The organism is Actinoalloteichus sp. GBA129-24 (assembly GCF_001941645.1).
GTDB classification, from domain to species: domain Bacteria; phylum Actinomycetota; class Actinomycetes; order Mycobacteriales; family Pseudonocardiaceae; genus Actinoalloteichus_A; species Actinoalloteichus_A fjordicus.
Map to the genome: position 1 here is coordinate 191,453 of NZ_CP016077.1, position 14,167 is coordinate 205,619.

At 70.7% G+C, this 14,167-nt stretch carries 12 protein-coding genes and 1 tRNA gene; 8 read left to right on the forward strand and 5 right to left on the reverse strand.

Annotated elements, in window-relative coordinates; translation table 11 throughout:
• The first annotated feature begins 22 nt into the window (after window positions 1-22).
• From UA75_RS00850 to UA75_RS00860, 3 genes are all read left to right on the forward strand, one after another.
• The gene (locus tag UA75_RS00850; protein WP_075738020.1) at window positions 23-238 is read left to right on the forward strand and encodes a CsbD family protein; all 216 of its coding nucleotides are present in this window, start codon (window positions 23-25) and stop codon (window positions 236-238) included.
• A gap of 188 nt (window positions 239-426) precedes the next feature.
• Complete coding sequence (locus UA75_RS00855; protein WP_083682826.1) at window positions 427-1,047, forward strand: RNA polymerase sigma factor; 621 nt, start codon at window positions 427-429, stop codon at window positions 1,045-1,047.
• Between the two features lie 67 nt (window positions 1,048-1,114).
• Window positions 1,115-1,201: transfer RNA gene (locus tag UA75_RS00860), tRNA-Ser, on the forward strand.
• Between the two features lie 268 nt (window positions 1,202-1,469).
• Here UA75_RS00860 and UA75_RS00865 read toward each other — a convergent pair.
• Both UA75_RS00865 and UA75_RS00870 read right to left on the reverse strand, forming a co-directional pair.
• A complete protein-coding gene (locus UA75_RS00865) occupies window positions 1,470-3,104 on the reverse strand; it encodes an LLM class flavin-dependent oxidoreductase (RefSeq protein WP_075738022.1) in 1,635 nt (544 codons plus the stop codon).
• A 37-nt stretch (window positions 3,105-3,141) separates the two neighbouring features.
• Entirely contained in the window at window positions 3,142-3,801 is a 660-nt protein-coding gene (locus UA75_RS00870; RefSeq protein ID WP_075738024.1) for an FMN-dependent NADH-azoreductase, read from the reverse strand.
• A gap of 119 nt (window positions 3,802-3,920) precedes the next feature.
• Here UA75_RS00870 and UA75_RS00875 point away from each other — a divergent pair, with 119 nt between their 5' ends.
• The 4 genes from UA75_RS00875 (at window position 3,921) to UA75_RS00890 (ending at window position 9,041) form a co-directional block, all read left to right on the forward strand.
• Window positions 3,921-4,433: a MarR family winged helix-turn-helix transcriptional regulator gene (locus UA75_RS00875; protein ID WP_075738026.1), complete on the forward strand. Its 513-nt coding sequence runs from the start codon at window positions 3,921-3,923 to the stop codon at window positions 4,431-4,433.
• A gap of 304 nt (window positions 4,434-4,737) precedes the next feature.
• Window positions 4,738-5,130: a GNAT family N-acetyltransferase gene (locus UA75_RS00880; RefSeq protein ID WP_075738028.1), complete on the forward strand. Its 393-nt coding sequence runs from the start codon at window positions 4,738-4,740 to the stop codon at window positions 5,128-5,130.
• 236 nt (window positions 5,131-5,366) lie between these two features.
• Complete coding sequence (locus tag UA75_RS00885) at window positions 5,367-8,099, forward strand: endonuclease/exonuclease/phosphatase family protein (protein ID WP_157433923.1); 2,733 nt, start codon at window positions 5,367-5,369, stop codon at window positions 8,097-8,099.
• A gap of 453 nt (window positions 8,100-8,552) precedes the next feature.
• Window positions 8,553-9,041, forward strand: coding sequence for a hypothetical protein (locus UA75_RS00890; RefSeq protein ID WP_198044214.1), 489 nt, complete (start codon window positions 8,553-8,555; stop codon window positions 9,039-9,041).
• 304 nt (window positions 9,042-9,345) lie between these two features.
• On the opposite strand, the gene UA75_RS00895 is transcribed toward UA75_RS00890, so the two are convergent.
• From UA75_RS00895 to UA75_RS00905, 3 genes are read right to left on the reverse strand one after another with little or no spacing between them, the layout of a single operon-like run.
• On the reverse strand, window positions 9,346-10,194 hold the full coding sequence (locus tag UA75_RS00895; protein ID WP_083690604.1) for a DeoR/GlpR family DNA-binding transcription regulator: 849 nt from the start codon (window positions 10,192-10,194) through the stop codon (window positions 9,346-9,348).
• A 13-nt stretch (window positions 10,195-10,207) separates the two neighbouring features.
• A complete protein-coding gene (gene pdxA, locus UA75_RS00900) occupies window positions 10,208-11,212 on the reverse strand; it encodes a 4-hydroxythreonine-4-phosphate dehydrogenase PdxA (protein ID WP_198042894.1) in 1,005 nt (334 codons plus the stop codon).
• On the reverse strand, window positions 11,209-12,453 hold the full coding sequence (locus tag UA75_RS00905) for a nucleotide-binding domain containing protein (protein ID WP_075738032.1): 1,245 nt from the start codon (window positions 12,451-12,453) through the stop codon (window positions 11,209-11,211). The genes pdxA and UA75_RS00905 overlap by 4 nt, the downstream gene beginning before the upstream one ends.
• A 156-nt stretch (window positions 12,454-12,609) precedes the next feature.
• On the opposite strand from UA75_RS00905, the gene UA75_RS00910 reads away from it, so the two are divergent.
• Entirely contained in the window at window positions 12,610-14,166 is a 1,557-nt protein-coding gene (locus UA75_RS00910; protein WP_232237588.1) for an ABC transporter substrate-binding protein, read from the forward strand.
• The last annotated feature ends 1 nt before the right edge of the window (window position 14,167 follow it).

Here is a 14,167-nt window from a genome sequence, read left to right on the forward strand (position 1 = left end):
ATTCGAGCGAGGGAGTCACCCGATGAGCGTGTTCGACAAGGCCAAGCACCAGGCTCAGGAGGCTGCGGGCAAGGCGAAGGAGGCCTTGGGTCGAGCCACGAACAACGAAGACCTGGAGAACTCGGGTAAGCGGGACAAACTGGAGGGCCAGGCCAAGAAGACCGGCCAGGAGGCCAAGGACAAGGCTGCGGGCGTCGTCGACGACGTCAAGGGCAAGTTCGACGGTGGCAACCGCTGAGTCGCTCGGCATGGTGATCGCCTGCCGCGCGTGACCACGGTTCGGCGCCGAGATCGCTTCTCGCGCCGCTGAGCCGAACGCCGCGTGCGCATCTCGCCCGGCGAGCACGCTGCGACGCTGCCACCATGAGGCCCGTCCCACGACGGTGGGGCGGGCCTTTCTGTGCGCGACCTCGGGGGTGGGCGAAGATGGCCGAGCATCGGGGCGGCGCGGCAACGGATCTTCCTGCCTGCGACGGGGTCGACCCGGCTGGCGAGTCGGCCAGGGGCAGCGGACGATCGGGACTGACCGACGCGGAGTTCGCCGTGCTGCTGCGCAGGCATTCCGGCCAGGTGTTCGGGCTCGCGCTGCGGATGCTGGGGGATCGGACCGAGGCCGAGGACGTCACTCAGGACGTGTTCCTGATCTGCTGGCGGAAGCTCGCCTGCCTCGTCGAGCCCGAGGCGATCGGGGGCTGGTTGTTCCGCATTACGCAACGGCAGTGTCTTCAGGTGTTGCGTCTGCGGCGTCGACGTCGCACCGAGCCGTATGCCGAGCTGCCGGAGCAGGGCGTCGTGTCCTGGCTGGACGGGAATCGATGCTGGGCGCAGCCGGAGCGGAGAGCGGAGGCCAGCGCGCAGCTTCGTGACCTCGGGGGCGCGGTGGGCGCCCTGTCCTCGCCGCAGCGAGCGGTGTGGCTGCTCATCGAGGTCGACGGCGCCTCGCACGCCGAGACCGCACGGCTGCTGGACCTCGACGAACAGGCCGTGCGGGGCAGGCTCTGCCGGGCGCGGAGTCGGTTGGCCGACGCACTGCGGGCCTGGCGCTGACCGCCGCAGGATGTGATCACGGCCCCCCGTGTCGATGCGAGCATCGGAGTTCGTTATTCTGGCGCACGGTAGCGTGTCCGAGCGGCCTAAGGAGCACGCCTCGAAAGCGTGTGAGGGTTTACCCCCTCCGTGGGTTCAAATCCCACCGCTACCGCTCGTGAACAGGCAGAACGCCGGGTGAGTCGATACTGACTCACCCGGCGTTCGTCGTCAGGTCTCAGTCTGGGTCTGGAGACTCGCCTCTGCCGAGCGTGCTCCACTGCTCGACCAGTGCGGCGGCCAGGCTCGTGATCGCCCCCTGCCGACTTCCGAGACCCTTAGCCGCCGTGTCCGCCCGCTTCGCAGCGGGCGACCGGGCCGGCCTCGACGGTGCGTGAACGATCGAGCCCGCCCGACGTGCTGCCTCGCCGAGGCGGACGAGATCAGGTGAAGCCGAGGCGGGCCAGCGGCTCCACGAGTTCGCGTTCCTCATAGGACAGATGGGACAGCAGCGTGTCGGTCAGCAGATCGACACCGGCCTGGAGGTTCTTCATTCCGTTCGCCGGATCGGCGACGAAGGCGACCAGCGCGCGATCCAGCCCTTCGAGCACGTCGTGGATGACGTGGTGCTCCTCCTTCAGCCGGTCGATGACCGGGGCGAGCCGGGGGTCCGCCTTCCGCAGGTGCGGGAACACGCTCACGTCCTCGAGGGTGTGATGCGTGGTGACGACCCGGCAGTACGACTCGCAGTAGACGCCCAGGGTCCAGTTGTTCTGCCGCATCGTCATCGTGTTGATGTGCGACCGGGCGCTGCCTGCGTCCAGCGTTCCCGCCGCGACCTGCTGGACGAGGTCGCGAATCTGGGCGAGCTCCTGGCGGAGGTGGTCGTGCACGTCGACGAGATGCCTGCCCGCCGCCTGCTCGTGCGCGGTGTAGCGCCGGTCAGGATCGGGTGCGGGCCCGGTCGGCCTGGTCGACTCGTCCCAGGCACTGCGGCTGCTGTACCGGACGCCGTCGTCCGGGGTGGGCGTGACGGCGAGGCCGCCGCCCGAGGAGGCGCGGGCGGGCGGGGTCGCCCTCGGCGGCGCCGAGTCGCGCACGGGGGTGTGCTCGGTTCGTGCGGCGTCGCCTCCGTCACCCCGCCCGCTGTCGGGTCCGCCCGGCGCCCGGCCGTCCGACGACGATCGGACGAGGGTGCGTTCGGCTGCCACGAGTTCGCGCACGGCGGGGACAACCTCGGCGGCGAACCGGCGGATCTCCTCCGGAGAGTCGGTAGCGAGGATGTAGGTGCTCATCCCCTCCGTGAGCGTGAGCTCGGCCAGCTGCTCGGCCCAGACCGATGCCGGTCCGTGCAGGAACGTGCCGTCGTCGCGTCCGAAGGTGCCCGCGATGTTGTAGAGCCGGGTGATCTCCGCAGGTGATCGGCCCGCCTTGACCGCGGCCTCGTCGATCACCGTGTTCATCGCCGACAGGGTCTCCGGCGCGGCATAGGGGCTGCTGGGGAGCCAGCCGTCGGCCAGTCGGCCGGTCATCCGCAGCATCCGAGGCTTGTAGGCGCCGAGCCAGATCCCGACGTCATGGGCGGGCGCGGGCCCCGACCGCCCGCCGGGCACCCGGTGATGACTGCCCGCCACCCGCACCCGGCCGCCCTCCGGCGCCCAGATGCCTCGGATGATCTCGATCGCCTCCTCCAGGGCGGTGACCCGCTCTGCGACGCCGAGCGTGGGGCCGCCGATGGAGGCGATCGCCTCGCCCGATCCGCCCGCGCCGAGGCCGAGCTCCACCCGCCCGCCGCTGAGGATGTCCAGGCTCGCGACGCTGCGGGCCAGCACCACGGGCGGTCGCAGCGGCAGGTTCGCGACGTTGGGCGCCACCCGCAGTGTCTCGGTGCCTGCGGCGATCACCGAGAGGAGCGTCCAGGCGTCCAGGAACTTCGACTGGTACGGATGGTCCTGCACCGTCACCAGGTCGAGTCCGACCTGTTCGGTGAGCTGCGCAAGCTGGACGACCTGGACGGCCCGCCCGGCGTTCGGGGTGAGGAACGTCCCGAAGCGCAGGTCGTGCCCGTAGTCGGTCATCTGTCTCTCCTTCGGCTGGCGGGTGGTGTCTCACACGTCAGACGGACGCGCCTGCGATCCGGTCTGCCAGCGAACGGCCGTGGGTGCGAGCCAGGTCGCGTGCGGCGTCGCGGGACGCCTTGGCCATGTCGACGAGCCCCTCCATACCGGGGGTGACCTCGGCGAGGGTGAGCTCCGCAGCGCTGACCTGGAGGTCGAGCCCGAGGACGTCGGACAGGGCACGGACCATCCACGGCGTGGCGTGGTCCCAGCCCTCCTTGGGCGTCCCAGGACCGTAGCCGCCGCCCTGTGCGGTGATGAGCACGGCGGGCCTGCCCGCGATGGCCTCCTCGCCGCCGGGGCCGAGCCTCGGGTCGGTGAGGATCAGGTCGACCCACGTCTTGAAGTGCTGCGACACCCCGTAGTTGTAGAGCGGCACGGCGAACAGGTACGCCTCGGCGGCCACGAGTTCGTCGGCCAGCGTCGTCGCCAGCGCGCGGGCCGCCCGCTGGTCCGCGCTCTGCTCCTCGACGGGCACGAAGCCCGACAGGGCGGCCGAGGCCCACACGTCCGAGGGGATCGGGTCGGCGGTGAGGTCGCGCCGCACGACGGGCAGGCCCGGCCTGGCGTCCTGCCAGACGCTCTGTGCGGCGTCGGCGATCTCCCTGGTCACCGAGCCCTCGGGACGGATGCTGGCATCGAGACGGAACAGGGACATGGACGGCTCCTAGGTCATCGAGATTGATCTGCTGTGCAGATGTGTTGTCTATCAGACGTTATCCTACGCAGAACATATTCCCATCAGATGGATGCCTTCGCGGGGGTAAGCTGGCTCTCATGGCGACTCCTGCCGCAGCGGAACCGGCTCGCGATGACGCGTGCGATGCCGCGCTCGAAGACGACCTGGGCTGGGCGCTCGGCGTCGTCTTCCGCTCGCATGTGAAGGCGGCCCACGCCGTTCTGGAGGACATTCCCGGCGGCCCGCGCGGTCACCAGGTACTGGCCTCGGCAGTGCAGGACCTCGGAGGCAACCAGGGCGCGCTGGCGGCTCAGCTCGGCATCGATCGGACCGTGCTGACGTATCTGATCGACGACCTGGAGAAGATGGACCTCGTCGAACGCCAGCCGGACCCGGCGGATCGGCGCAGCCGCCGAGTCGTCGCGACGCCGAAGGGCCGTGCGTTGTGGACGGACCGACAGGCAGCGCTGCGGCATGTCGAGCTGCGGGTGCTCGGCGCGTTGGGCGAGGACGCCGCACTCTTCCGCACCCTGCTGCAACGGCTGGCGACGCATGCCAACGGACTTGACCCGGTCGCCCACACCTGCGAACTGGTCGAAGAACTGCAGTAGCCGTTCGTCGTCGAAAGGGCGGCGAGGTTCTGATCCGGACCCGACGATCTGCGGATCTCGACGGCTGCGTGACGATGCTGGCGGACGTGCACCGTGCCGACGGCTATCCGACGGTGTGGCCTCAGAGCCTGACTTTAATCCCCACTTTCCTGTTGCGCGGGGCCAGCGCGGCGATCTGCGGCGTTGTCGTCAGTCAACATAACTCCGTTATGTCTCCTTCCTCCGCCTTGCAGCTCATCCACGCTGATCCCCGCTCACGACGGAGGAGGATCAAAGACAGGCTCTTAAGGACCCGGCCGGCTGGGTGCGGTCGCCGGGGCTGCTCCTCGGCTCCTGGGTGGCGTGCGGGCCCGTTGCGGATGAACTGCTCGGCCATGTCGCGCTGGTCGCTGCGGACGAGGAGATCGCGGGGCGGGCCTGGCTCCGACACGTGGGCCCGTCCGGCGCGCGCCCGGCAGGCATCAGCAGGCTCTTCGTCTCGCCCGCCGCCCGAGGCCGGGGTGTCGGGGCGCTGCTGCTCGACGCGGCCTGCGCCCACGCGCGTCGACACGGACTCCATCCGGTGCTCGACGTGATCGCTCGCGATAGAGCGGCCGTCGCCTTGTACACCCGGTACGGCTTTCGCCTGCTCGACGCGGTGCCGGTCGACCTCGGCGGCGTCGAAGAGACTGCCCGCTGCCTCGCCCTGCCCGGTTGAGTCCCTGCGCTGCTGTCCGGAACCGCATGCGGGGCCGCCCGGGCGTCGCCGCGCCAGGTCATCGGCATTGTTCGTGACTTGATCACAACGATCCGGTAGCGGCCGGTGCATCAGTTTCTGCGTAGTCTTCCTCGCGTTCACTCGCAAGGGTGAAGATTCCTCGACCCCTAGGAGCCAGGCCGTCGGCCGCCGCACGTCTGGCGGTGCCCCGGCTCCTCCCCGATTGGGAGGATCGAGTGAGTCTCTTGTCTTCATCCCGGCGCCGGTCTCGGCGCCGAGCCTGCGTGGGCGCGGCGGCAGGCTTAGCCGTCGCGGCGGGCCTCGCGCTGGTGCCGGTCGCCTCGGCGCAGTCGGTCGACGTCGTGATCGCCGAGGTCTACGGCGGCGGCGGCAATTCCGGGGCCACCCTGACCACCGATTTCGTCACCCTCGGCAATCGAGGGGCCGCCGAGGTGGCGGTGGACGACTGGAGCGTGCAATACCTGACCGCCTCGCCCGGACCGACGTCCCGATGGCAGGTCACCTCGCTCACCGGCAGCGTGGAAGCGGGCGGCCGCTTCCTAATCGCCCAGAGTCGGGGTGCGGGCGGATCGGTGGAGCTGCCCGCACCGGACGCCGTCGGCTCGATCCCGATGTCGGCGAGCACCGGCACCGTCGCCCTGGTGAGCGACGTCGAGCCGCTCACCTGCCGCACCGTTGCCGACTGCGCCGAGGACGAGCGGATCGTCGATCTGGTGGGCTGGGGTTCGGCCGAGGTCCGGGAGGGCACGCCCGCACCCGCGACGAACAACACCTCGTCGGTGAGGCGGGACGCCGAGCTGACCGACACCGACGACAACGCCGCCGACTTCACCGTCGGCACGCCTGCGCCGGTGAACTCGGCAGGGGAGGCGCCGGGCGAGGCGGAGGAGCCGGAGGTGCCGCCCGGCCCCGAGGAGCCGGGCGAGCTCCGAATCCACGACATCCAGGGCGTCACCCGTACCTCGCCGCATCTCGGTGACGAGGTCGAGGGCGTGCCGGGAGTGGTCACCGCCGTCGGCTCCGTCGGCTCGGCCCGCGGCTTCTGGTTCCAGGACGTCGACGGCGACGGCGACGAACGGACCAGCGAGGGCCTCTTCGTCTTCACCGGTGACACGACGCCGGACGTCGCGGTCGGCGACGAGATCCTGGTCTCCGGCCGGGTCGACGAGTACCGGGCAGGCGGCCAGGCAGGCGCCGCCCAGTCGATCACCCAGCTCGCCGCGGCACGGTGGACGGTGCTCTCCGGCGGAAACCCGCTGCCCGAGGCCGAACTGCTGGACGCCGATGCCGTGCCGCTCGCGCAGGCACCGTCCTCGGGCGGCGACATCGAAGGGCTGGAACTGGAGCCCGCCGAGTACGCGCTCGACTTCTACGCCTCGCGGGAGAGCATGGTCGTCCGGGTCGTCGACGCGCCCGTGGTCGGCCCGACCGACGCCTATTCCGCGCTGTGGGTGACCACCAAGCCGGACCAGAACCGCAGCGAGCGCGGCGGGACGGTCTACCAGGGCTACGACGACGCCAACACGGGCAGGCTGAAGATCGAGTCGCTCATCCCCTCCGACGAGCGGGCCTTTCCGATCGCCGACGTCGGCGACGAGTTGGCGGGCGTCACCGAGGGACCGCTGTACTACTCGCAGTACGGCGGCTATCTGATCAGGGCCACCAGCCTCGGCGAGCACGTCTCGGGCGGACTGACCAGGGAGGTCACCAGGTCCGCCGAGTCCTGGGAGCTGGCGGTGGCGACGTACAACGTCGAGAACCTCTCGCCCGCCGACGACCAGGAGAAGTTCGACCGGCTCGCCTCGGGCGTGGTCGAGAACCTGGCCTCGCCCGACATCGTGGCTCTGGAGGAGATCCAGGACGACAGCGGTCCGACGGACGACGGCGTCGTCAGCGCGGCGGCGACGCTGGATCAGTTCGCGGCGGCGATCGTGGCGGCAGGCGGGCCGGACTACGAGTGGCGCCAGATCGACCCGAACGACAAGCAGGACGGCGGACAGCCCGGCGGCAACATCCGAGTGGCCTTCCTCTTCGATCCGGAGCGGGTGTCCTTCGTGGACACGCCGGGCGGCGACGCCGACACCGCCGTCGCGGTGACCACCGACGAGGACGATCGTGCGGCGCTCAGCGTCTCGCCGGGTCGGATCGATCCGGCCGACGCGGCCTGGGCGGACAGCCGCAAGCCGTTGGTCGGGCAGTTCCAATTCGAGGATCGCAACGTCTTCGTCGTCGCCAACCACTTCGCCTCCAAGGGCGGCGATCAGGCCCTGCACGGCCGCTTCCAGCCGCCGAACCGATCGTCGGAGGTGCAGCGGCTGGAGCAGGCTGCGGCGGTCCGAGGCTTCGTCGACGAGGTGGCCCGGGTCGACCCGGCCGCGAACGTGCTGGTGGTGGGGGACCTCAACGACTTCCAGTTCTCCCCGGTGCTCGGCACCCTCACCGAGTCCGACGTGTTGATCAACCCGATGAACGGCCTGCCCGCGACCGAGCGTTACGGGTACGTCTTCGACGGGAACTCTCAGGCGCTGGATCACCTGCTGGTCAGCGGAAACCTGTCGACCCGGGCCGATTACGACCCGGTGCGGATCAACGCCGAGTTCGCCGACCAGGCGAGTGACCACGATCCGCAGATCGTCCGGTTCCGGCCGCTGTCCGGTGATGCCGAGATCGACGCCGCCGAGGAACAGGAGTACTACGGCTCCGGAGGTAGTGGTGGCGACGACGACGGGGCGGACGGGGAGGAACCGGTCGACCAGGCCACGCCGCCCGGCGGGGCGCCCGGCACCCAGCCGCCCGCCCTCGCCGGAGCCACCGGGCTCGCGAACACCGGCGCGGCGGGCACGGTGTGGCTGGTGGTCGCCGCAGTGGTCCTGCTGGCGGGCGGTGGAACGGCACTGGTGCTGACGCGCCGCAGGAAGCCCGGCGCGGATGAGCAGGCGGGCGAGTGAGCAGTCGGGGCCGTCCGTCGGGATGACCCGGGCGGTGAGATGACACGGAACGGGCCTCGGCGATTCATGCCGGGGCCCGGTCGCGTGTTCGGCGGGCGGGCGCCGGACCCCCTCCTGGCGGTGTGGTTCCGCGCGCTCGGGTCTACGCAGGCCGGGCGTGCCGTACGTTCGGCGCGCTCGGGAAACCGGCTCGCTCCGCAGTGCGCGGCGGACGCGGGCAGCGCTCGGGCGTGGCCGGAGGTCGTCGGGTGTGACTGGCGGGTCCGTGCCGACGGGACCGGGCGTTGCTTGGGCCCCAGTACTGGGCCGATCGGTGGACTGTGATCACACTCTGGGGTTGCATTGCAACGCGCTGACACGGGATTGCGATGCACAGCGTGGCGAGGATTCACCGGACCGAGTGCGCGGAGTACTCGGTCTCTGCCGCCGCAGCGACCTGGAGGACGGTGCATCATGCGCGACCAGTCGTTCGACCTCCGCACGTGTGGGCAGCCCACCCGATCCGGGCGGCCGTGTCGGTCGAGGCTGCACGGTTACGACCTCGCGTGTGGAATTCACGCCGACGAACACGACCGGGCGCTCGCGGCGGCGTACGGACGCGGCTGGCGGGAGGGGTTCTCCGCCGGACAGGACTCCGGTTCGCGATCGATGAAGGGCGTGGTCGAGCGCCTGCGGCAGGATCTCGCGGAGTCCCGACGTCGACTCGACGGGGGCAGGCGCTCCCGACAGGCCCAGGGACACCAGATCGTCGAGGTGGGCGGAAATGCGTACTGCTGGCGGGGAACGCCTGCCTTGAAGCTGGGTGATCGCGTGCTTCTGCCGGAGAACCACGTCAGCAGACTGAAGTACGGGCCCGGCCCGTTCGAGGGCGTCGTCAGTGCGCTGGACAGTTCCTACGAGGGGGAGCTGGGCGACATCCTGCGGCGTTCGGTCGGGCTGTAGTACCGGTCGCGTCGGCAGGGCCCTGCCCCGGCGCTCCGGCGTCGACCAGCCGGACTCCTTGCCCACGATGAGAGGTGCGGAGATCACCAGGCCCAGGGGAGCAGACGTCGTTCCCCCGGAATCGGTCTCCCGCCGGGGCAGGATGCGGTGCCGAGCCGTCGAAGGCCGAGGCTCGGCATCGGCCCAGCCGAGAACCCGTCTCGCCGGCGACGCGCCGTTCGCGCCCAGGCCGATCGGTCGGATCGCGGCCCGTCGCCGATCCGGGAGGCTCGGCGGATCTCCGGCGAGTCGACGGCCGGGACGGTCAGTCGACCTGTTCCGCAGGCTCGGCGGCCTGCCTCCGGTCGGTGCGACCCGCTTCGCCGCGTGCCGGGACGGCGACACCATCGGCATCGGCGACCACTACGGTCACTCCTCTGTCGCGGAACGGCTCGAGGTCGGCCTCCCGCGCGGAGAGGTCGGTCACCAGCGTCCATTGCGAGGGCATCGGAGCCCAGGCGTGGAAGGGTCGTCGGCCGATCTTGGCGCCGTGGGCGAGCAGGTAGACGCGGTCGCTGCGACGGGCCATGAGCTCTTTGAGCCGGGTCTGCCGGATGTCGGCCTCGCAGATGCCCTCCTGCGCGGTGACGCCGTCGGCGCCGAGGAAGACCCGGTCGAAGGTGCGGCGTTCCAATGCGGCCTCGGCGAGCGGCCCGATGAAGCCGAGGCTTCTCGGCCGGAGCACGCCGCCGAGGCATTCCACCGTCACCGTGTCGGAGACGGCGAGTTCCTGCAGGGCGGTCATCCCGGTGGTGACCACGGTGAGCGCGGGAACCGAGTGCAGTTCGTGCGCGAGCGCGCCGGTGGTGGTGCCCGCATCGAGCAGCACCGTCTCCCCGGCGCCGATCCGGCTTGCCGCCCAGCGCGCGATGGCCCGCTTCGCCTCGAACTGCTCGCCGACCCGTTGGCGCAGGCTGGACTCGGGATGCGCGACGAGCGCCATCGCGCCGCCGTAGGTGCGGGCGAGTGCCCCGGATCGTTCGAGCTGGGCGAGATCGCGGCGGATGGTCGACGCGGTGACGCCGAAGTGCGCGGAGAGCTCGTCAACGTTGGCAAGGCCGTTGGTGGCCATCTGGACGATGGATTCCCGACGGAGCTCGGAATCACGGGGCACGCGCTCGTCCCTCTCAGCTGACGGCGACCGGCGCCAGGTCGGCTGCCTGGCGTAGCGCCTCGATCATGCTACCGACCTCGGCGGTGCCGGTACCCGCGATGTCGAAGGCCGTGCCGTGGTCCACCGAGGTGCGGATCACCGGCAGGCCGACGGTGATGTTGACGCCTGCCTCGATGCCGAGCACCTTCACCGGCCCGTGGCCCTGGTCGTGGTACATCGCCACGATCAGGTCGTAGTCGCCACGGCCTGCCAGGAAGAAGGCGGTGTCGGCGGGGAGCGGTCCGCGCGCGTCGATGCCGTCGGCACGCAGCCTCTCCAGGGCGGGCACGATCTTCTCCTCCTCCTCGCCCTCGCCGAACAGGCCGTTCTCGCCTGCGTGCGGGTTGATCGCGCACACGCCGATCACCGGGCTGTCCACGCCGGAGGCGCGAATCGCCTCGTGGCCTCGGCGGACCGTCCGCTCGACCAGGCCGGGCTCGATCTTGGCGATGGCGGCGATCAGGCCGATGTGGGTGGTGACGTGGATGACCTTGACCTTCGGCGTCGAGAGCATCATCGACACCTCCTCGGTCCCGGTCAGCGCGGCGAGCATCTCGGTGTGGCCGGGGTAGAGGTGACCTGCGGCGTGCAGGGCCTCCTTGTTCAGCGGCGCGGTGCAGATCGCCTGCACCTTTCCCGCCAGCGCCAGCTCGGAGGCGGTCCGGATGTACTGGTAGGCGGCGTCGCCCGCGGTCGCGCTCAGCACGCCCCAGGGCAGGTCCGCAGGAAGCAGCCCCAGGTCGATGACGTCGATGCGACCGGGGGTGAACCGGGCGTCGTCGACCGACTCGACCGCGACCACCTCGACCTGTGCGTCCATCAGCCGGGCGGCGTCACGCAGGCGCTGCGCGTCCCCGATCACCAGCGGGCGGCACCGTTCGTACACGGTCTGGGTGGCGAGCGCGCCGACGACGACCTCTGGGCCGATGCCGGCTCCATCCCCCATGGTGATGGCGATCACGGGCGTTGGGGAGCTCACGGGTCCTCCTGATGATCGGTATGACGAAGATGACGGGCGATCGTGAGCAGGCTGTCCGGGCCGCCGTGGCTGCCGGGACGGGTCACGATCTCGTGGTGGGTGTCGGTGCGTGCGTGCACGGCGCCCGGATGGACCTGGCCGAGCAGATCGAGGCGGGTCACGCCGAGGGCGTCGAGCACCCGGCGGGCGGTCTCGCCGCCGGTCAGCGCGAGGCGGACCGGCGTGTCGTGCTCCGCCAGCGCGCTTCGGACGATCGCGGCGAGGTGGTCGGTGATCAGCCGGCCCGATCCGGGGTCGATCTCGTCGGGCGCGACCGCCGCCTGCCGGACGGCGAGCACGACGCAGCCGTGGTCGAGCCGTGCTCGGACGCACGAGCCGGTCTCGCGTCGGGTCGTCGGATCGACCAGGACGACCGCCGCGCCCGCGTGCTCGAGGATCTCGACCTGCCTGCGCGCGCCGGGCTCGGCGGAGCCGACGACGACCAGGACGGCGGCCGAGGGACGGGCGGCCGGGCTGTCGCCGCAGGCGCGCACGGGCGCGGGATCGGGTTCGGCTGCGGACCGGAGCCTGCCGAACGCCGCCGCCAGGCCTGCCGACCCGACGGCGATCACGTCGGGGACGCCTGCGCAGGCGGCGGCGATCAGATCGAGGTCGGCGTCGGTCTCCGCGTCGCACACCGCGATGTGTCGGGTCCTGGCGGCTTCGGCCAGGCCTGCGACGAGTCCGGCTGAGCGGACCGTGTCGAGGCCGAATCGGTCGGTCGGCAGCTCGCCGAGCGCCTCCTGAATCGAGGAGGGGCGCGGTTCTCCCGGTCCGGGAACGGGCGAGTGTGCGGCGAACACCACTCGGCCGTTGACGGTGGCCCGACCTGCGGCCGGCAGCGCGGGCGTGCAGACGATGAGGCTGTCGCGTCGATCGCGCAGGCCCCAGACCATCGGTGCGACGTTTCCGCGCAGCAGCGAGTCGATCTTGAGGAACAGCGGTCCGGAACGCGGGGTCAGGGCGCCGACGGCCGACCGGGCCTCGTCCGGAGTGGACTGTCGGATGTCGAGGTCGATCGCACACGGCCCCGTCGCAGTGGACCCCTCGGCCGCGAGATCTTGCGCGAAACGCGCAATATTGCCGACCGGTGGCGCGAGCCGCACCGAGGGTTCATCGTGACCGCCGCTCAGGGCGAGTGCCGCTTCAGCTGCGCCGCTGAGGTCATCACACAAGGCCAGGCGTGGTCTCCCTGGTCTCATGGACACCTCCTCTCGGCCCGATCTGTCACGTGTTCTGCGCGAATCACGCTATCGGTGTTGCGCATATCACGCAAGCGTGCCTAGGGTGGCGCTCCAGCAGGTGGTGCTCCACGGGCGACGGCGCCCGAGGGCAACGGAGGTTGGCGAATGCAGACAATGATGTCCCGGAGAACGCTGCTCAAGGCATTGGGCGTCGCAGGCGGCGCCGTAGCCGCAGGTGCGCTCTCCGGATGTGCGGGTCCTACCGGCGGACCGCCGCCCGGCTCGGTGACGCTCGGCCTCAATCGGTCGCTCGTCTCGCTCGACAACAAGCTCAACCAGTTCGACGCCGCGGTCACGGTGCAGCGTGCGGTCCGGCAGGGCCTGACTCGCATCGGCCCGGACCTGGCACCGATCCCGGTGCTGGCCGATCGCTTCGAGTTGACCGCGCCGACCCAGTGGACGGTGCGGCTGCGGGAGGACGTGCGCTACTCCGACGGCACTCCGCTGGAGATCGCCGACATCGAGACGGCGCTGGCGATGTACCAGCAGGTGAGCGGCTCTTACCTGGCCGCGTTCTTCCCGGAATGGCCTGCGGTCGTGCCCATCGACGAGCGCACCTTCACCCTGGAGACGAACCGCCCGCTGCCCGTCCTCGACTACCTGATGGCCAACGTCCTGATCACGCCTGCGGCCGCCAACGTCCCCGAGGAACTCCAGTCCGGCGTCGGCAGCGGCCCCTACACCGTCACCGCCTCGAACCGGGGCACCGGCGACTACACGCTGCGCCGCAACGAGAACTACTGGGCCGACCGACCTCGGGTCGACCAGGTGCAGGTCCGGTTCATGCCGGAGGAGTCCAACCGCGTGGTCGCGCTGCGCTCCGGCGAGATCGACATCATCGACACGATCAGCCCCGACTCCGCCGAACAGCTGCGCGGGCTCGCGGACATCCAGATCGACCACGTCAAGGGCACCCGGCTCAACCAGCTCTTCTACAACTTCCGCAAGCCCGAGGACCATCCGCTGTCCAGGGCGTCCGTTCGCCAGGCGCTGTCCTTCGCGGTGGACGGCAGACGGCTCGCCGAGGACATCCTCGCCGGCTCGGTGGAGGCCGCCCGCGGGCCGGTGGCCGAGACGCTCAACGGATCAGTCGTGTGCGGCGAGTACACCTACGACCCCCGGCGGGCCAAGCAGATGCTGGAGGCCGAGGGGATCGCCGACGGCGATCTCAACCTCACGTTGATCTGGGAGACCGGCGAGTTCGCCAGCGACACCACCGTCATGGAGGCGGTGGTGCAGATGCTCGGCGACGTAGGCGTGTCGGTCCGGCTTCGGCAGTTCGAGCCCGGCGGCGACATCTCGGAGTGGCGGCAGGGGCGCGGCGGCGACTGGGACATCCTCGGCAACGGCTATGCCTCGCCGGTGGGCGCCGCGCTGCCGATCCTGCAGGGGATGTACGGCGGGACCCCGGAGCGAGAGCGCACCCGCGACACCTATCACGGCTACGTCAACCCCGAAGTCGTCGCGCTGCTCGACGAGGCCTACGCGGAGGTCGACCCCGACCGGCGACAGGTGATCACCGCCGAGCTGCAACAGGTCGTGTGGGACTCCTGGCCGAGCATGTGGGCCTTCGTCCCGAACTCGGTGCTCGCCTACCGGACTCGAATCAGCGACGTGGGACTGGAACCGACCAACTCCTACGAACTCGCGCGCATCGGGCTGGAGGCGTGAG